General features: G+C 65.7%; 17 protein-coding genes. 12 read left to right on the top strand and 5 right to left on the bottom strand.

Translation table 11 applies throughout. From position 1 onward, the window contains the following. Positions 1–67 precede the first annotated feature (67 nt). From aspS to ASF09_RS06820, 3 genes are all read left to right on the top strand, one after another. Positions 68–1891, top strand: coding sequence for an aspartate--tRNA ligase (gene aspS, locus ASF09_RS06830; RefSeq protein WP_200912536.1), 1824 nt, complete (start codon positions 68–70; stop codon positions 1889–1891). A 216-nt stretch (positions 1892–2107) separates the two neighbouring features. Then, complete coding sequence (locus ASF09_RS06825) at positions 2108–3514, top strand: APC family permease (RefSeq protein WP_082444120.1); 1407 nt, start codon at positions 2108–2110, stop codon at positions 3512–3514. Next, the gene (locus tag ASF09_RS06820) at positions 3511–4287 is read left to right on the top strand and encodes a polyphosphate kinase 2 family protein (protein ID WP_060525486.1); all 777 of its coding nucleotides are present in this window, start codon (positions 3511–3513) and stop codon (positions 4285–4287) included. Before ASF09_RS06825 ends, ASF09_RS06820 begins: the two co-directional genes overlap by 4 nt. A gap of 4 nt (positions 4288–4291) precedes the next feature. Here the strand turns inward: ASF09_RS06820 and ASF09_RS06815 are convergent, their stop codons facing one another. Then, positions 4292–4933: a carbonic anhydrase gene (locus ASF09_RS06815; protein ID WP_060525485.1), complete on the bottom strand. Its 642-nt coding sequence runs from the start codon at positions 4931–4933 to the stop codon at positions 4292–4294. 174 nt (positions 4934–5107) lie between these two features. Between ASF09_RS06815 and lipA the strand changes: the two genes are divergently transcribed. Both lipA and ASF09_RS06805 read left to right on the top strand, forming a co-directional pair. After that, the gene (gene lipA / locus ASF09_RS06810; protein WP_060525484.1) at positions 5108–6034 is read left to right on the top strand and encodes a lipoyl synthase; all 927 of its coding nucleotides are present in this window, start codon (positions 5108–5110) and stop codon (positions 6032–6034) included. Then, positions 6034–6507 (top strand): type II toxin-antitoxin system RatA family toxin, encoded by a 474-nt coding sequence (locus ASF09_RS06805; RefSeq protein ID WP_060525483.1) that lies wholly within the window; start codon positions 6034–6036, stop codon positions 6505–6507. The genes lipA and ASF09_RS06805 overlap by 1 nt, the downstream gene beginning before the upstream one ends. Here the strand turns inward: ASF09_RS06805 and ASF09_RS06800 are convergent. Genes ASF09_RS06800 through ASF09_RS06790 form a run of 3 tightly spaced genes read right to left on the bottom strand, consistent with a single transcriptional unit; the run spans position 6453 to position 8637 of the window. Continuing rightward, on the bottom strand, positions 6453–6968 hold the full coding sequence (locus ASF09_RS06800; RefSeq protein ID WP_056048893.1) for a CinA family protein: 516 nt from the start codon (positions 6966–6968) through the stop codon (positions 6453–6455). The two genes, ASF09_RS06805 and ASF09_RS06800, sit on opposite strands and share 55 nt — an antisense overlap. Further along, the gene (locus tag ASF09_RS06795; RefSeq protein ID WP_200912535.1) at positions 6968–7492 is read right to left on the bottom strand and encodes a hypothetical protein; all 525 of its coding nucleotides are present in this window, start codon (positions 7490–7492) and stop codon (positions 6968–6970) included. The genes ASF09_RS06800 and ASF09_RS06795 overlap by 1 nt, the downstream gene beginning before the upstream one ends. Further along, positions 7489–8637: a bifunctional 2-C-methyl-D-erythritol 4-phosphate cytidylyltransferase/2-C-methyl-D-erythritol 2,4-cyclodiphosphate synthase gene (locus ASF09_RS06790; protein ID WP_060525482.1), complete on the bottom strand. Its 1149-nt coding sequence runs from the start codon at positions 8635–8637 to the stop codon at positions 7489–7491. The genes ASF09_RS06795 and ASF09_RS06790 overlap by 4 nt, the downstream gene beginning before the upstream one ends. A 91-nt stretch (positions 8638–8728) precedes the next feature. On the opposite strand from ASF09_RS06790, the gene dusB reads away from it, so the two are divergent. The 7 genes from dusB to hflX all read left to right on the top strand — a co-directional run bounded on the left by dusB (position 8729) and on the right by hflX (position 17843). Continuing rightward, positions 8729–9727, top strand: a complete 999-nt coding sequence (gene dusB / locus ASF09_RS06785) for a tRNA dihydrouridine synthase DusB (protein ID WP_056048903.1) — start codon at positions 8729–8731, stop codon at positions 9725–9727. Further along, a complete protein-coding gene (locus ASF09_RS06780; RefSeq protein WP_060525481.1) occupies positions 9714–10778 on the top strand; it encodes a two-component system sensor histidine kinase NtrB in 1065 nt (354 codons plus the stop codon). Before dusB ends, ASF09_RS06780 begins: the two co-directional genes overlap by 14 nt. Next, positions 10775–12199, top strand: a complete 1425-nt coding sequence (gene ntrC / locus ASF09_RS06775; RefSeq protein WP_060525480.1) for a nitrogen regulation protein NR(I) — start codon at positions 10775–10777, stop codon at positions 12197–12199. Before ASF09_RS06780 ends, ntrC begins: the two co-directional genes overlap by 4 nt. A 72-nt stretch (positions 12200–12271) precedes the next feature. Next, complete coding sequence (locus ASF09_RS06770) at positions 12272–14518, top strand: sensor histidine kinase (protein ID WP_082444119.1); 2247 nt, start codon at positions 12272–12274, stop codon at positions 14516–14518. A gap of 4 nt (positions 14519–14522) precedes the next feature. Then, positions 14523–15899, top strand: a complete 1377-nt coding sequence (gene ntrX / locus ASF09_RS06765; RefSeq protein WP_056048911.1) for a nitrogen assimilation response regulator NtrX — start codon at positions 14523–14525, stop codon at positions 15897–15899. An 88-nt stretch (positions 15900–15987) separates the two neighbouring features. Next, positions 15988–16554, top strand: a complete 567-nt coding sequence (gene hfq, locus ASF09_RS06760; RefSeq protein ID WP_082444118.1) for an RNA chaperone Hfq — start codon at positions 15988–15990, stop codon at positions 16552–16554. Next, positions 16551–17843: a GTPase HflX gene (gene hflX / locus ASF09_RS06755; protein WP_060525479.1), complete on the top strand. Its 1293-nt coding sequence runs from the start codon at positions 16551–16553 to the stop codon at positions 17841–17843. The genes hfq and hflX overlap by 4 nt, the downstream gene beginning before the upstream one ends. On the opposite strand, the gene mazG is transcribed toward hflX, so the two are convergent. Continuing rightward, a complete protein-coding gene (gene mazG, locus ASF09_RS06750; RefSeq protein ID WP_060525478.1) occupies positions 17824–18558 on the bottom strand; it encodes a nucleoside triphosphate pyrophosphohydrolase in 735 nt (244 codons plus the stop codon). The genes hflX and mazG overlap by 20 nt on opposite strands. Between the last annotated feature and the right edge of the window lie 45 nt (positions 18559–18603).

Genomic DNA, 18603 nt, shown 5'->3' with positions numbered 1-18603 from the left:
CGGGTTGACAAAGCCCGGAAGGGAAGGGAAGCGCGGACCACCTGTTTATCGTCCGAGAAGACCCATCATGCACGCCTATCGCACCCACAACTGCGCCGCCCTCCGCCCCGAACAGGTCGGCGAAGAGGTCCGCGTCTCCGGCTGGGTCCACAAGAAGCGCGATCACGGCGACCTCGTCTTCATCGATCTGCGCGATCACTACGGCATCACGCAGATCGTCACCGACGTCAGCGGCCCGGTCTTCAAGGTCATCGAAGGTCTGAAGAGCGAAAGCGTGGTGACGATCACCGGCAAGGTCACGGCCCGGGCGCCGGAAGCCGTGAACCCGAACCTGCCGACCGGCGGGATCGAGATCCGCGCGACCGCCGCGACCGTCCAGTCGATGGCCGGCGAGCTGCCGATGCCGGTCGCGGGCGAGGCCGAATATCCCGAGGATATCCGCCTGCGCTATCGTTATCTCGACCTGCGTCGCGAGCGGCTGCACGCGAACATCATGCTCCGCAGCCAGGTGATCACGTCGCTGCGCAACCGGATGAATTCGCAAGGGTTCACCGAATTCCAGACGCCGATCCTGACCGCGTCGTCGCCCGAGGGCGCGCGCGATTATCTGGTGCCGAGCCGCGTCCATCCGGGCAAGTTCTACGCGCTCCCGCAGGCACCGCAGATGTTCAAACAGCTGCTGATGGTGGCCGGCTTCGACCGCTATTTCCAGATCGCGCCCTGCTTCCGCGACGAGGACGCACGCGCCGATCGCTCGCCGGGCGAGTTCTACCAACTCGACTTCGAGATGAGCTTCGTCACGCAGGACGACGTGTTCAATGCGATCGAGCCTGTGTTGCACGGCGTGTTCGAGGAGTTCGCGGACTGGCAGGGCAAGGGTCGCCAGGTCTCGGCATTGCCGTTCAAGCGCATCCCGTACCGCGAATCGATGCTCAAGTACGGCAGCGACAAGCCCGACCTGCGCAACCCGATCCTGATCCACGACGTCGGCCACCACTTCGTCGATTCGGGCTTCGGCCTGTTCGCGGGCATCGTCGCCGGCGGTGACGTGGTCCGCGCGATCCCCGCGCCGAACACCGCCGACAAGAGCCGCAAGTTCTTTACCGACATGAACGACTGGGCACGCGCCGAGGGGCATGCCGGGCTCGGCTACATCACGCAGAAAAATGGCGAACTTGGTGGCCCGATCGCCAAGAACCACGGCGAAGAGGCGACGCGGAAGCTGATCGCCGAGATGGGCCTCGGCCCGAACGACGGCATCTTCTTCGCGGCTGGCAAGGAGCTGCCCGCCTCGAAGCTCGCGGGCGCCGCCCGGGCGCGGATCGGTGCCGACCTCGGCCTGATCGACGAGAACCGGTTCGAGTTCTGCTGGATCGTCGACTTCCCGATGTTCGAATATGACGAGGACGCGAAGAAGGTCGATTTCAGCCACAACCCGTTCTCGATGCCGCAGGGCGAGATGGACGCGCTGGAAAACAAGGATCCGCTCGATATCCTCGCCTATCAGTACGATATCGTCTGCAACGGCGTCGAGCTGTCGTCGGGCGCGATCCGGAACCACCGGCCCGAGATCATGTACAAGGCGTTCGAGATCGCCGGCTACACGCAGGCCGACGTCGACACGAACTTCGCGGGCATGATCAACGCGTTCAAGGTCGGCGCGCCGCCGCATGGTGGCTCGGCACCGGGGATCGACCGGATGGTGATGCTGCTAGCCGGCGAGCCGAACATTCGTGAGGTCGTGCTGTTCCCGATGAACCAGAAGGCCGAGGACCTGATGATGGGCGCGCCGAGCCCGGTCAGCGCCAAGCAGCTGAAGGAACTCAACATCCGCCTGACGGTCGATGGCCCGAAGGACGCGACAAAGGTGGTCGCGCCGAGCGCTGGGTAACGTCTCTCTGTCCCTCGCCCCTACGGGGAGAGGGAAGGAGGAACCGCTTGGCAACGGGAGGGTTAGGGGCGGTTGGTGCGCGCCAACTTCCCCTCACCCTCCCACCCGCAAGCGCGGGCGTGCCCCTCCCTCTCCCCGAAGGGGCGAGGGAAAGACGACCTACGCTTCCTCAACCCCCTCAACCGTGCAAATACCCCTGCACGATAAGGGGTTGGCATGCGCGACGATCAGATGACACCGGCGGCTGCGCCAAGCCTCGTCCGCAGCCTCGGCGTCACGGGCGTCCTGTTCCTCACCCTCTCCGTCGCGACCCCGGCATCGTCGGTGTTCGTCATCGTCCCCGGCATGCTCCAGGTCGCCGGCACCGGCGCGGTGTGGGCAACGCTGCTCGCCGGACTCGTCTGCGTCGCCACCGCATTTGTCTACGCCGAGCTATCCTCCGCCTGGCCGGTCGCAGGTGGCGAGTATGTCGCGGTCGCGCATACGCTCGGACCGATGGCGGGGTTCGTCATGCTCGGCGTCAACGTTTTCAACAACCTGCTCTTCCCCCCGGTCGCAGGCCTGGGCGTCAGCGCGGTGCTCGGCACGTTGGTCCCCGGCCTGCCGCAGATCCCCGTCGCGATCGCCGTGGTCGCAGGGTCGACGCTCGTCGCGATCCTCCAGATCAAGGTGAATGCCTGGCTTACCGGGCTCTTCCTGCTGGTCGAGATGCTCGCCATCCTCGCGGTCGTCTGGCTCGGGTTCGCCGATACCGTCCGCCCGATCGGCGACCTGCTCCTCCACCCGGTAATGCCGCAAGGAGCCAATCTCGTTCCCGCGTCCGCCGCTTCGATCGGCCTCGCTACCTCGATCGCGATCTTCGCGCTCAATGGCTATGGCGCGGCGGTGTATTTCGGCGAGGAGATGCTCGACGCACCCCGACTGATCGCGCGCGCGATCATGGCCTCGCTCGCGCTGACGCTGCTGTTCGAGGGCATCCCGATCGTCGCGGTCCTGGCCGGCGCGCCGGATCTCCACGCCACTCTCACCGCCGGCGACCCGTTCGGCCTGCTCGTCGCCCTACGCAGCGGCACCACGACCGCGAACTGGATCTCGATCGGCGTCGTCGTCGCGATCGTCAACGCGGTGATCGCCTGCATCCTCGCCTGCGCGCGCTTCTTCTACGGCACCGCGCGCGACGGGAGCTGGGGGCGCCCGCTCGATCGGTGGATGACGCAGGTCCACCCGAAGTTCGGCTCCCCCTGGGTCGGCACAGTGCTGGTCGGCGGGTTCGGGATCGTCGCGTGCTTTCTGCCGCTCCAGTTGCTGCTGGTGCTCAGCGGTACTGGCCTCGTCGCGATCTACGCGGGCATCTGCGTCGCGGCGATGGTCGGCAGGCGAACCGGCAAGACGGGCCACGCTCCCTACCAGATGCCGCTCTACCCACTCGCTCCGGCCGTAACGCTACTCGCGCTCGGCTATGTATGCTGGACGAGCTGGCTCGATCTCGAGGAGGGGCGCCCCGGTCTGATCATGACGGGCGCGCAAATCCTGTTGTCGATCGCCTATTATTGGTTCGTCCTGCGTCGTCGCGGCGCCTGGAACGTTCAGATCCCGACCCTTACGACGGAGCGTGATGCATGACGATACACCTGGCCGATTACGAAGCTGGCGACGAATACGACGGCAAGTACAAGCACGACCTCGCCGCGCTGCAAAAGCGGCTCGAGCATATTCAGGTCGCGCACATCGTCGGCGGTACGCGCGCGATCGTGATGTTCGAGGGCTGGGACGCGGCGGGGAAGGGCGGCATCATCCAGCGACTGTCGGCCGAATGGGATCCGCGCAACTACAAGGTCTGGCCGATCTCGGCGCCAACCGCGGACGAGAAGGCGCACCATTTCCTCTGGCGCTTCTGGAACCGTCTGCCCGCCAACGGCAACATCGCGGTGTTCGATCGCAGCTGGTACGGCCGCGTGCTGGTCGAGCGTGTTGAGGGGTTCGCCAGCGAGACCGAATGGCGCCACGGCTATGACGAGATCAACGCGTTCGAGGCACAGCAGGTCGAGAGCGGTACTACCCTCATCAAGCTGTTCATCCACACCACGCAGAAGGAGCAGGACCGGCGATTGAAGGCGCGGCTCGACGATCCGTGGAAGCACTGGAAGACCGGGCTCGACGATTTCCACAACCGGTCGCGCCGTGAAGACTATCTGGAGGCGATGGCCGAGATGTTCGCGCGCACCGACACCGCGACCGCGCCCTGGACGGTGATCGACGGCAACGACAAGAAGGCGGCCCGAATCGCCGCGCTGACGCTGATCGCGGACCGCCTCGAAGCGGGGGTTTCGATGGTGCCGCCACCGCTCGACCCGAAGGTCAAGCGCGTGGCGGAGAAGGCGTTAGGCCTTCGCTGACGCGTCAGGCTTTCGCGGATTTGGCCTCTGGTGCATCGGCCTGGATGAACTCGTCGTCCGCGTTGAGCAGCAGCATCTGGCCCTTGTCGATGCCGAAATAGGCACCGCGGAGCGCCAGCCTGCCGGCGGCCTCGGCCCTTCTGACGAACGGGAAGGTGCGCAGATTGGCGATCGAGGTTCGAACGGACTCGAGTTCCATCTCACGGCCCGCCTGGTCGCTGTCGCCATACTTGGCGATGACCTTCTCGCGCGCGCCGTCGAGCAAGCTCACCCAGTCAGACACGAAGCCGCCAGCGCCATGGTCCGCGTCGGCAAAGGCCTGCGTCAGCGCGGCCTTGCAGCCGCCGCACTTCTCATGGCCCATCACGACGATCTCTTCGACCTTCAGCTGCGTAACGGCGAACTCGATGGCCGCCGACACGCCGTGATGGCCGCCACCGGTCTCGTAGGGCGGGACCAGATTGGCGACGTTGCGGACGACGAACACCTCGCCGGGGAGCGTGTCGAAGATCTGCGCGGGTTCGACGCGGCTGTCGGAACACGCGATGATCATCACCTTCGGGCTCTGGCCTTCCTGCAGTTCCTTCCAGCGCTCGCGCTGCGCTTCCCAGGGGCCGTCCTTGAAGCGGTGATAGCCTTCGATCATTTCCGGAAAGTGAGTTGGCACGGTTAGCCTTCCATATCAGTTTGCGATGCAACATGAAAAACTTGTCATGTTGAAACTGGTTCCATGATTTTATCCGGTTCGTCCGATGGTTCCAACCCGCCGACGGCGTCCGCCGCCATTGTCTCAACGGCAGGGCGGGGCTATCTGGCGTGCATGAACGACATGACCCCGATGGCTGCGCCGGTCCGTGCGCGCAAGCCCGACTGGATCCGCGTCAAGGCGCCGACCTCCGCTGGCTTCGCAAAGACGCGAGAGTTGATGCGCTCCAAAAGCCTCACGACGGTGTGCGAAGAGGCGGCTTGCCCGAACATCGGCGAATGCTGGTCGAAGAAGCACGCGACGGTCATGATCCTCGGCGACACCTGCACGCGGGCGTGCGCGTTCTGCAACGTCAAGACCGGCATGCCACGCGCGGTCGATCGGATGGAGCCGCAGAACGTGGCCGATGCGGCCGCGCAGATGGGCCTCAACCACATCGTCATCACCTCGGTCGATCGCGACGACCTCCCCGATGGCGGCGCGTCGCAATTCGTAAAGGTCATCCAGGCGATCCGCGCGTCGAACCCGACGACGACGATCGAGATCCTCACGCCCGACTTCCGCAACAAGGCGCAGGCTGCGATCGAGTCGATCGTCGAGGCGCGTCCCGACGTCTACAATCACAATCTCGAGACGGTGCCGCGGCTGTATCCGACGATCCGCCCAGGTGCGCGCTACTACGCGTCGCTGCGATTGCTGGAGAGCGTCAAGCGCCACGATCCGTCGATCTTCACCAAGTCGGGCGTTATGCTCGGGCTCGGCGAGGAGCGTCTCGAGATCCATCAGGTGATGGACGACATGCGCTGCGCCGACATCGATTTCCTGACGATGGGCCAGTATCTGCAGCCGACGCCGCGCCATGCCAAGGTTGCCGAGTTCGTGCCGCCCAAGGCGTTCGATGCCTATGCCTCGATCGCGCGCGCGAAGGGGTTCCTGCTGGTCGCATCGTCGCCGCTGACGCGGTCGAGTTATCATGCTGGGGATGACTTCGAGCGGTTGCGCGAAAACCGCGATGCCAAGCTGGGCGTCGCGCGCATCTGATGCCGAAGCATTCGGAAACGCGCCATTTGCCCTACACGCCTGAGCAGATGTTCGACCTGGTCGCCGATGTCGGTCGCTATGCCGAATTCCTGCCCTGGGTCAGCGCGATGCGCGTGCGCTCGAACAGCGAGACGGAGACGCTCGCCGACATGATCGTCGGCTTCAAGGGCCTGCGCGAGACGTTCACGTCGCGCGTGCAGAAGGTCCGGCCGAGCGAACTCACCGTCGATTACGTCGATGGCCCGCTCAAGTATCTGCGCAACGAGTGGCATTTCCGTCCCGAGCCGCAGGGCTGCGCGGTCGATTTCACCGTCGACTTCGCGTTCAAGAACCGGATGTTCGAGATGATCGCCGGACAGGTGTTCGGCGCTGCACTCCGGAAGATGATCGGGGCGTTCGAGACGCGCGCCGCCGAACTTTACGGGGCCGAAGCGTCCGGAAGCAAGAGTTCGAGCGCGCACAAAGCCGCCTGAAGCCGGATACCACCACGGCCGAGATCGCCGAAATCCTTGCGATCGGCGTGGACGTCGGACGGGTCGCGGCCCTTTTCGGCACGGCCGAACACGACAGTGCCGACCGGCTTCTTGAGCGAACCGCCACCGGGGCCTGCAACGCCGGTGATGGCCACGGCGATATCAGCGCCCGACTGCTTGAGGGCGGCCTGCGCCATGCTCCACGCGACCGCGATCGAGACCGCGCCGAACGTTTCGAGCACGTCCGAACTGATCTTCAGCACTCCGAGCTTGGCTGCGTTGGAATAGGTGACGAAGCCTACCTCGAACACGTCGGACGATCCGGGGATCTCGGTCAATGCGGCAGCGACTAGTCCTCCGGTGCAGCTTTCCGCAACCGCGACCCTGCGGCCGATCGCACGGTTCTGCTCGACAACTTTACGCGCGGCGTCGACCAGTTCGGCGGGAAGGATCGTATCCATCAGCGAGTCTCCACCGGGCAGAGCAGCGTCGCCACCGCGGCGATATCACCGCTGCGCGACTTCTGGGATTTGAGGTACCGCAACGTCTCGACGACGATGCCCGCGGTGTTGCGCGGTGGCAAGGGCTGGAGCAGCGTGACCATCCGGTCGATCGTCCCGCAATCGCGCGTCGCAATCCGCCCGACGATCTGCGGCACCAGCAGCGTCGTCAGCAGTGGTCGCGCAAACTCCGAATCAAGCATCGCGTCCACGGCCGGATCGCTGAGCTTGACGATCGCCGCGCGGGCCGCCGGCCAGGCCCGGTCGGACTCGATCTGATACCGGTCGATCAGCGCACTCGACTGCGACCGGATGAGGCTTGCGGCGGGAAGCTGTGCCGCGCAGACACGTCCGGTCTCGCGCAGGATGTCGGGCATCGCGACGAGCGTCAGCGACTCGGCCTCGGGTCCGGTGATGCAGCGCTGTTGCGCGACGGCCGGGCTGGCAAGGAGCGCGATCGCGGCAAGCGCGGCGACGATCTTCAAAGCGGCGATCCGGGCAGCCGAATGGTCGCAACCGCCTGTGCGGCAATGCCTTCGCCGCGCCCGGTGAAGCCGAGCCGTTCGGTCGTCGTCGCCTTGACGCTGACCCGGTCGAGCGTCAGCCCGAGCAGGTCGGCGATCCGCGCGGTCATAGCCGCACGATGCGGCCCGATCTTCGGCGCCTCGCACATGATCGTCAGGTCGACGAAATCGATCCGGCCGCGCTTGTCGGCAATCAGCTTGGCGGCGTGCTGGAGGAACTGCGCGGAGTCTGCGCCCTTCCACTGCGGGTCGCTCGGCGGGAAATGCGTGCCGATATCGCCCGCCGCGATCGTGCCCAGCAACGCGTCGGTCAGCGCGTGGAGCGCGACGTCGGCGTCGCTATGCCCCGACAGGCCCTTGTCGTGCGGGATCAGGACGCCACCGAGCCAGAGCTCCTCGCCGGTTTCAAGCCGGTGGACGTCGAAGCCCATCGCGGTACGGGTTTCGTACGCGACACGCGCTTCGGCGGCCGCGAAATCTTCTGGGTGCGTGACTTTCTCGAGCATCGCCGAGCCCTGCACCAACGCGACGCCGACGCCAAGTCGTCGCACCATCTGCGCGTCGTCGGTCGCTTCTTCGTCCGCGGGCCAGACGGCATGCGCGGCGCGCAGGGCCTCCACCGCAAACGCCTGGGGAGTCTGCACCCGGTTGAGGTCCGCGCGCGGCACGATGTCGCCGAGCAGGACGTTGCCGCGCGCGAGCGTATCGGTCACCGGCAGCACCGGAACGGCCGCGTCCCGAGTCTTCAAGGCAGCGACAAGCGAATCGATGACGGCGTGCGACGGGAAGGGGCGGGCGGCGTCGTGGATCAGCACATGCGTCGCATCACCGACCGCCGCGAGGCCGTTGGTAACCGACTCGCGCCGGGTCAGTCCGCCCACCACGATCGACGCGTCCCCCAATGCTGCGGTCGCCAAGCCCTGCTGGCCCTCGGCGACGACGACGATCGTTTCGGCGATCGCCGGATGCGTCACGAACGCGTCGTGGGAATAGGCGATCATCGGCTGACCAGCGATCGACGCGAACTGCTTGGGAACTGATCCACCCGCGCGCGCGCCAGTTCCGGCGGCGACGATGATCGCGACGATACGCTGTGCTGATGCCATGCCTGCCACCTAGCGCTTCGTCCGAGCGCTCGCCAGCCTTGCCTGATTTGGCGGGGTAGGGTAGGGGGATGCCTCTTTTTCAGGCACATTCATGCGCAACCTTGCCCCTATCCAGATCGGTCCCGTCCGGATCGAAAGCCCCGTCGTGCTCGCACCGATGACCGGCGTCACCGACATGCCGTTCCGTACATTGGTGCGACGCTATGGCTCGGGCCTCAACGTCACCGAAATGGTCGCCAGCCAGGCGGCGATCCGCGAGACGCGCCAGTCGTTGCAGAAGGCGGCATGGGATCGGCTGGAAGAACCGGTGTCGATGCAACTGATCGGCTGCACCCCGTACGAGATGGGCGAGGCCGCCAAGCTCAGCCAGGATCGTGGCGCCGCGATCATCGACATCAACATGGGCTGCCCGGTGCGCAAAGTCGTCAACGGCGACGCGGGCTCGGCGCTGATGCGCGACACCAAGCTCGCCAGCGCGATCATCGAGGCGACGGTCAAGGCGGTTGACGTCCCCGTGACGCTGAAGATGCGGATGGGCTGGTGCCACGACAGCCTCAACGCGCCCGATCTCGCGCGCATCGCCGAAGACCTCGGCATCAAGCTGATCACCGTCCACGGCCGCACACGCAACCAGATGTACAAGGGCAGCGCCGATTGGGGCTTCGTCCGCAAGGTCAAGGACGCGGTCACCGTCCCGGTTATCGTCAACGGCGACATCTGCGGAATCGAGGACGCCGAAGCCGCGATGGACCAGTCCGGCGCCGATGGCCTGATGATCGGTCGGGGCAGCTACGGCCGCCCGTGGGTACTCGGCCAGGTGATGGAGTGGTTCGCCACCGGCCGTCGCATCGAAGATCCGTCGATCACCGAGCAATATGACGCGATCGCAGGGCATTACGAGGCGATGCTCGAACATTACGGGATCGAGACCGGCGTGAACATGGCCCGGAAGCACATCGGCTGGTATACCAAGGGGCTGCCGGGTTCGGCCGAGTTCCGCAACAAGGTGAACCAGGTTCCCGATCCCAAGCAGGTCAAGGCGATGCTGGCCGAGTTCTACGCTCCCTGGCGCGAACTTGCAGCTGCCTGATACGCAATCCCGGGGGCGGCCAGGCTTTGCGGAGCTGTTCGCCGCACTCCCGGTCGCGGTCGTCGTCGTCGATCCCGACCACCGCGTCGCGCATGCCAACGCGCTCGCCGAGCAATTGCTGAACCTCTCCGAGCGGCTGATGATCGGCCAACCGCTCGATGCGATCATCCCGCCGCCTGACGATCCGCGAAACCGCGACGGTCACGGCCTGGCGGTCTACGACACCGAGATATCGACCGCACGCGGCGTGAAGATCCGCGTCGATTTCGCCGAAACGCAGATTGCCGACTATCCCGGCTGGCGAGCTATCACGCTCCACGCCGCGGCGACGTCTCGGCGACTGGGGCATTCAGCAGATCGTGCTGCCGGGGCCAGAGCGGCGGTCGGTGCGGCCGCGATGCTCGCCCACGAGATCAAGAACCCCCTGTCCGGCATCCGCGGTGCCGCCCAACTACTTGGCGCAGGCGAACTCACTACGCTGATCGTGACCGAGGTCGATCGCATCGCCGCGCTGATCGACCGCATGCAGGACTTCAGCGACACGCGGCCGCTGCCACTCGCCAGCGAGAACATCTATCCGCTGCTCGGTCACGCCCGCCGGCTTGCGCTCGCCGGGTTCGCGCGCGGAATTACGATCGAGGAACGCTTCGATCCCTCGCTCCCGCCGGCGCAGATCAACCGCGACGCCCTGCTCCAGATTGTCATAAACCTACTCAAGAACGCGCGCGAAGCTGTTAGAAACGAACGCGAACCGCGGCTCGTGATGACCACTGCCTACCGCCACGGCATCACCGTCAGCGCCGCGCCGGGCAAGCCCCGCGTGCCGCTCCCGATCGAGATCTGCATCTTCGATAACGGCCCAGGCGCGCCTGCCGACATTGCCGACCATCTGTTCGATCCGTTCGTGTCGGGCCGTCGCGAAGGGCAGGGGCTTGGTCTCGCGCTCGTCGACAAGCTCACCCGAGACATGGGCGGCATCGTCCAATACGCCCGGGAAGGTACGCCGGAAATGACCGTCCTCCGCCTGTTACTTCCGAGAGCGGCATCATGAGCACCGTCCTGGTCGTCGACGACGACGCCGCGATCCGCACCGTCGTCGCGCAGGCGCTGCGCCGCGCCGGCCATGACGTCACCGTCGCCGACAGCCTGACGCAACTCGAACGCGCACTCGCCGTGTCTCTGCCCGACGTCCTCATCACCGACGTCATCCTGCCCGATGGCGACGGCATCGATCACGTCCGCAGCGTCGCCGCGCGCTTCCCGCTGCTGCCGATCATCGTCCTCTCCGCACAGAACACGCTGACCACCGCGGTCCGCGCGGCCGAGGTCGGCGCGTACGAGTACCTCCCCAAGCCGTTCGATCTCGACGTCCTGACCAGCGCCGTGACGGGTGCACTCGCGCGCGGCGGTATGGTGTCGGAGGACGCGCTCCACGACGAGGACCGCGCGCTCCCGCTGATCGGTCGCTCCGCGGCGATGCAGGACGTGTACCGGATCATCGCGCGCGTCGTTTCGAACGACCTGACCGTGCTGATCTCGGGCGAATCGGGCACCGGCAAGGAACTCGTCGCGCGCGCGATCCATGATCTGGGCCCACGCAGCGCAGCCCCGTTCGTCGCGATCAACATGGCGGCGATCCCGCGCGAACTGATCGAGGCCGAACTGTTCGGGCACGAACGCGGCGCCTTCACCGGCGCGGCGACGCGTAATGCGGGCCGGTTCGAGCAGGCGTCGGGTGGCACGCTGTTCCTCGACGAGATCGGCGACATGCCGATGGAAGCGCAGACCCGTTTGCTCCGCGTGCTCCAGTCGGGTGAGTTCACCAGCGTCGGTGGCGCCCGGACGATCCGCGTTGACGTCCGCATCGTCGCCGCCACCAACCGCGACCTGTCCGCGCAGGTCGCGACCGGCCAGTTCCGCGAGGACTTGTTCTACCGCCTCAACGTCGTGCCGATCGCGCTACCTGCATTGCGCGAACGCCGGCAGGATATCGCCTTGCTCGCGCGCCACTTCCTCGATCACGCCGCGATCCAGGGATTGCCGCGTCGTCAGCTTGCCACCGACGCGATCACCGCGCTCGGTGCGCATGCCTGGCCCGGCAACGTGCGCGAGCTCGAGAACCTCATGCGCCGGCTCGCGGTCCTTGCGCGCGACGAAGTGATCGACGCCGAGGCGATCCGGACGATGCTCGGCACGCAGGTCGATGCGAGCGAGGCGCCCGATATCGACATCGCGCAGGCGGTCCGCGCGATGATCGAGCGGATCGCGCGCCAGGATCCCGCTGCGCTCGATGATGGCACCCTGTACGACCGCGTGATCGGCGAAGTCGAACGGCCGCTGATCGAGGTGATGCTCGCGCGCCACGGCCAGAATCAGCTGCGCGCGGCCCGCGCGCTGGGGATCAATCGCAACACGCTCCGCAAGCGGCTCGACACGCTGGGGATCGATCTCGGCGGTGAATCGGTCGCCTGATTGCACCGAAACGGCAATCTTCCAGTCATTATGTGGTTTAAAGGCAACGGTTGACGTTGTATCGGGGCATCGATGATCGCTTCCGCGGCGCTACCTATGGATGAAGACGGGCTTCCGACCCGGTTTGCCGTGACGCCCGCGATCGAGGGGCTGGTGGTGGCCGTGGCGGTCGCGATCGGCGTCGCAAGCTACTTCACGATCACCGGGACGGACGCGCCGCAGCGTCTCCTCGCGCCGCCGCTCGTCGCGTTGCTGCTGGTCGCGAATCTCGTCCCCGGTATCGCGCTCCTGATGTTGCTCGGCCGCCGTGTCGCGATGCGCCGCGCCGCGCGGTCGCCCGTCGGCGGCGGCGGGCGTCTCCACGTCCGGCTTGTCGCGCTGTTCTCGATCGTCGCCGCGGTGCCGATGCTGCTCGTCACGATCTTCGCGTCGCTGCTGTTCCAGTACGGCGTACAGTTCTGGTATTCCGATCAGGCACGCGGGATGCTTGAGAACGCGACCGGCCTCGCCCAGTCGTCCTACGCCCGCCAGCTCAACCGCTGGCAGGAAGCGACCGTGACGATGGCGAGCGACATGTCCGCCTATCTTCGCGAACGCTCGCTCCAGAGCCCTGACTTCTCCGGCTGGTTCCTCCAGCAGGTCTATTATCGCAGCCTGTCTGAAGCTGCATTGTTCAAGCTGTCGCCGCAGCGCGGAATCCAAACGCTGGCGATCGTCAATCCGTATGAGATCGATTTCACGCGTCGGGTCACCCCCTCGGCGATCGCCGAGCTGCGATCGGGCAAGAGCGCGGTCGTCGCGGTCACCGGCGATCGCATCCAGACGATCACGATGCTGCCGGGGTCCGACGAGCTGTTCCTCTACGCGGGCCGCGTTGAGGATACCAAATCGCTGTCCGAGCAGACCACGCGCGCGAATGAGGTGCTGACGAGTTACCGATCGCTGCTCGCACGGGCCCGCAGCTTGCAATTGCGGTTCAACGCCGCGCTGCTGCTGATTTCACTGCTGATCGTCGGCGTTGCGGTCTGGATTGCGCTGGCGGTGGCGGATCGTCTGGTGCGGCCGGTCGGCGAGCTGGTCGATGCGGCGCGCCGGGTCGCCGAGGGCGACCTGACCGCGCGCGTGCCGGACCCGCGCAGCCGCGACGAGGTCGGCACGCTGGCCAACGCCTTCAACCAGATGACGGGGCGGCTGGAAGAACAGAATACCGAACTCGTCACCGCAAACGGTCAGCTGGAGAACCGCCGCGCGTTGATCGAGGCGGTGATGGCGGGCGTCTCCGCCGGCGTCGTCGCGACGAGCCGAGATCGGACGATCACGATCGCGAACGATTCCGCTACGGGGTTGCTGGCGACGGTCGTCGGGACGGATAGCCTGGTCGGTCGTCGACTGGTCGATGTCGCTCCCGAACTCGATGCGATGCTAGACAGCGGCGATCGCGAGGCGATCGTCGAAGTCGGGCCGGCAGGCGATATGCGGACACTTGCCGTGCGGATCGCGCGACCGACCACCGGCCCGATCCTGACGTTCGACGACATCACGCAGCAGCTGCTAGACCAGCGTCGGGCGGCATGGTCCGATGTGGCGCGACGGATCGCGCACGAGATCAAGAACCCGCTGACACCGATCCAGCTTGCCGCCGAACGGCTCCAGCGCCGCTATGGTGCCAAGGCCGAGATGCAGGACGGCACGTTCTCGCGGCTGACCGACACGATCATCCGCCAGGTTGGCGATCTCCGCCGGATGGTCGACGAGTTCTCCTCGTTCGCGCGTATGCCCAAGCCCGTGTTCCGCGAGGAATCGCTGGTCGATGCCGCGCGGCAGGCGCTGTTTCTGCATGAGGTGGCGCACCCCGCGATCGGCTTCCACCTGGTCAACGACGACCCGGGCCTGGCGCTGGTCTGCGACCGCCGTCAGATCGGTCAGGCGCTCACCAATATCGTCAAGAACGCGGTGGAAGCCGTTGAAGCGCGCGGCGAACCCGGAGGCTCGGTGACGATGACGCTCAGCCAGGATCCAGGCCGCAGCGTCAGCATCGCGGTGGCGGATACCGGCATCGGTCTGCCGCCGGATCGCGACCGGATCATGGAACCCTATGTGACGACCCGGGCTCGGGGGACGGGGCTCGGGCTTGCCATCGTCAAGAAGATCATCGAGGAGCATTGTGGTACGATCGGCTTTTCCGATCGGCCCGGTGGCGGTACAATCGTCACCATGACCTTCGACGCCAAGGCGCTGGACGCGCTCGACCAAGGGGCATCGGCACCCGAGTTGGCAGGGGAGGGCCAGCTCGCCACGATGACCCGCAACCGGATATGATTTGATGGCGCTCGATATTCTCGTCGTGGACGACGAACGTGACATTCGCGAACTCGTGGCAGGGGTCCTCGAGGACGAAGGCTATGAGACGCGCGACGCTGGCGACAGCGATTCCGCATTGGAGGCGATCGCCGCGCGTCGTCCGTCGCTCGTGCTGCTCGACGTCTGGCTGCAGGGATCGCGGCTCGACGGGCTCGAACTGCTCGACGAGATCAAGCGCCGCGATCCGTCGATCCCGGTCCTGGTGATCTCCGGCCACGGCAATCTAGACACCGCTGTCGCCGCCATCCGCCGCGGCGCCTCCGACTTCATCGAAAAGCCGTTCGAGGCGGAACGCCTGCTCATCATGGTCGCGCGCGCGACCGAGACCGAACGCCTCCGCCGTGAAGTCGCGTCGTTGCGTGCGACGGTCGGCCGCGAGACCGATCTGACCGGCAATTCGGGCTCGATCAACGGGGTTCGCGCGACGTTGAAGCGGGTCGCATCGACCGGTAGCCGCGTCCTGATCATGGGGGCGGCCGGCGTTGGCAAGGAAGTGGCGGCGCGGCTGCTGCATGGCTGGAGTCTGCGCACCGATGCGCCGTTCATCATCGTCAGCGCGGCGCGGATGACGCCCGAGCGGATGGACGAGGAGCTGTTCGGCGTCGAGGAGGCGGGCGATCTGGTGCGCCCTGGGCTGTTTGAACAGGCGCATGGCGGGACGCTGTTCCTCGATGAGATCGCCGACATGCCGATTGCGACCCAGGCGCGTATCCTGCGTGCGCTCACCGATCAGGCTTTCACGCGGGTCGGCGGCACGCGGGTGGTGAAGGTCGACGTCAGGGTCGTATCGGCCACAGCGCGCGACCTCGTGTTCGAGATCGCGGAGGGACGCTTCCGCGAAGACCTCTATTACCGGCTGAACGTCGTGCCCGTCACGATCCCGCCACTGTCCGACCGCCGCGAGGACATCCCGGCGCTCGTCCAGCATTTTATCGCGCATTATGCGTCGGAGCGCCGCGTCCCTACACCGGAGATCGCGCCCGATGCGATGGTCGCGTTGCAGTCGTACGACTGGCCCGGCAACGTCCGCCAGCTTCGCAACGTCGTTGAGCGTACAATCATCCTCGCGCCGGGCGATCGGATCGGCCGGATCGATCTCGATCTGCTGCCTGCGGAAGTGCTCGGCGATCAGGGGGATATCGGGTCGGCGGGATCGACCGCGATCATGGGATCGCCGCTGCGGGAAGCGCGCGAGACGTTCGAGCGCGAATATCTGCGCGTCCAGATCCGGCGGTTTTCGGGCAACATCTCGCGCACGGCGAGCTTCATCGGCATGGAGCGATCGGCCTTGCATCGGAAACTGAAACTGCTCGGGATCACCGAAACACGCGACGAATAGAGCGCCGTAATTTCGCCGCCCTCTGGAACTATGGCCGCATCGATCATAGATCACACAAGGCGCCCGGTAACCGGGTGCATCTCCGACGCTGGGAAACAGCGCCTCGCGGGCAAAGTCCCGCCAAAAACAAAGGGTTATCCCATTGGCCGAAAAACCAGGCTCGCTTCAGGATCTGTTTCTGAACGCACTCCGGCGCTCCAAGACGCCGGTCACCATGTTCCTCGTCAAGGGCGTGAAGCTCCAGGGCATCGTCACGTGGTTCGATAATTTTTCCGTTCTGCTCCGCCGCGACGGTCAGTCGCAGCTGATCTACAAGCATGCCATCTCGACGATCATGCCAGCTGGCCCCATGGACGTGTCGGCAATCGTCGACGCGGTGGGAGAAAGCCAGAAGAAGCACCCATTGTTGCAGGATATCTTCCTCAACGCCGTGCGGAAATCCGAAGACAGCGTGACGATGTTCCTGATCAACGGCGTCATGCTGCAGGGCCAGATCGCGGGCTTCGACCTGTTCTGCATGCTGCTTCAGCGCGAGGGCATGGCGCAGCTCGTCTATAAGCATGCGGTCTCGACGATCCAGCCGGCCCGCCCGCTGAACCTCGCCGAAGAGCCGACCGACACGGATGACGAAGATGACGCGGACGGTGACGATTGAGTAGCGGGTTCGAACGCGATCGGGACGAGTTCACCCGCGGTACGCGTGCGATCGTCGTACTACCCGACCAGGGCAACGCGTCACGTGACGTCGATGCGCGTCTGGAGGAAACCGCGGGACTTGCCGGGGCGATCGGCGTCGAGGTCGTCGAGCGGATCGCCTATCGTGTGCGCCAGCCCAAACCTGCGACGCTGATCGGTAGCGGGCAGGTCGAACTACTTGCCACGCAGGTGCGCATGGAGGAGGCGGGGCTCGTTGTGTTCGATGCGAGCCTTACTCCGATTCAGCAGCGCAACCTGGAAAAAGCGCTCGAAACCAAGGTCATCGACCGGACCGGACTGATCCTCGAGATCTTCGGCGAGCGCGCGGCGACCGCCGAAGGCCGGTTACAGGTCGAACTCGCGCATCTCGACTATCAGGCAGGGCGTCTGGTCCGCAGTTGGACGCATCTCGAGCGTCAGCGGGGCGGTTTCGGCTTCCTCGGTGGCCCGGGCGAAACGCAGATCGAGGCCGATCGTCGCCTGATCCGCGACCGCATGGCCCGGCTCAAGCGCGAGCTGGAGCAGGTCAGTCGCACGCGTGGCCTGCATCGCGAACGCCGTCAGCGCGCGCCCTGGCCGGTCATAGCTCTGGTCGGGTACACCAATGCTGGCAAGTCGACGCTGTTCAATCGGCTGACCGGCGCCGACGTGATGGCGGAGGACCTGCTGTTCGCGACGCTGGATCCGACGCTGCGGCAGATCCAACTACCCGGCATTGACAAGGCTATCCTCTCGGACACGGTCGGGTTCGTCTCCGACCTGCCGACGCAGCTTGTCGCGGCGTTCAAGGCGACGCTGGAGGAGGTGGTGTCGGCCGACCTGCTCGTCCATATCCGCGACATCGCACACCCCGATTCCGAAGCCCAGCGGGTCGACGTCGAGACCGTGCTCGCGGAGATCGGCGTCGATGAAAACACGCCGCGCTTCGAAGTGTGGAACAAGCTCGATCTTCTCGATGCCGACACGCATGACGAGATCGCCGGGCAGGCAGCACATCGTGACGACGTCGTGGCGATCTCCGCGCTGAGCGGGGAAGGGGTCCAGCATCTCATCGAGCAGGTGGCGGCGAAGCTCACCGGCGCCCACCGACGCTACAGCATCACGATCGAGGCTAGCGACGGAGCGGGGGCGGCGTGGCTCCATGCGCACGGCGATGTGCTGGGCAGCGTCAGCGACGAGCTCGATACGACGTACGATGTCCGGCTGTCCGAGACCGACTACGACCGATTCAGCCGCCGCGATGCTTGACCACCTGCCATAGCGTTTCCTTCTGATCGAGTGTCATGGCGGCGAACGCGTCGCCGCCATCGACCTCGATTGCCCGGAAACGTGCTTCGAACTTGGCGTTGCCGGCCCTGAGCGCGGCTTCTGGATCGACACCTAGATGCCGCGCCCAGTTGGTCACGGCAAACAGCAGATCGCCGATTTCCTCTTCTACCGTGTCTAAGCCGGCCTCGCGAACCTCTTCTATTTCCTCGACAACCTTGGCGAGAGGCCCAGCCGCATCCGGCCAGTCGAATCCGACACGGGCGGCACGCTTCTGCAATTTTTCCGCACGAGCCAAGGCGGGCAGGCCGATCGCCACGCCGGCGAGAGCGCTGTGATCGGATTTCTCCGCGCGCTCGGTGGCCTTGATCGTTTCCCAACCTGGCGAGGAGGTTGCGTCGCCGAATATGTGAGGGTGACGACGCTCCATCTTGTCGCTGATAGCGGCGACGACATCGGCCAAGGTGAACGCGCCGGACTCCTCGGCGATACGGCTGTGGAACACCACCTGGAGCAGCAGGTCGCCGAGTTCGTCCTTGAGGTCCGCCGGGTCATCGCGCGCGATCGCGTCCGCGACCTCATAGGCTTCCTCGATCGTGTAGGGCGCGATGGTCGACCAGGTCTGAACGCGATCCCATTCGCAACCTTCGACCGGATGACGCAGTCGCGCCATGATGGAAACGAGCCGTTCGATCATCAGGAACTCCGATTGATAGCACGCGATCTAACGCATAATGCTAGA

The sequence above is a fragment of the Sphingomonas sp. Leaf242 genome, from assembly GCF_001422045.1.
Lineage (GTDB): Bacteria > Pseudomonadota > Alphaproteobacteria > Sphingomonadales > Sphingomonadaceae > Sphingomonas.
The sequence above is the reverse complement of the archived record's forward strand: the minus strand, read 5'-3'. Positions and strand labels throughout refer to the sequence as shown.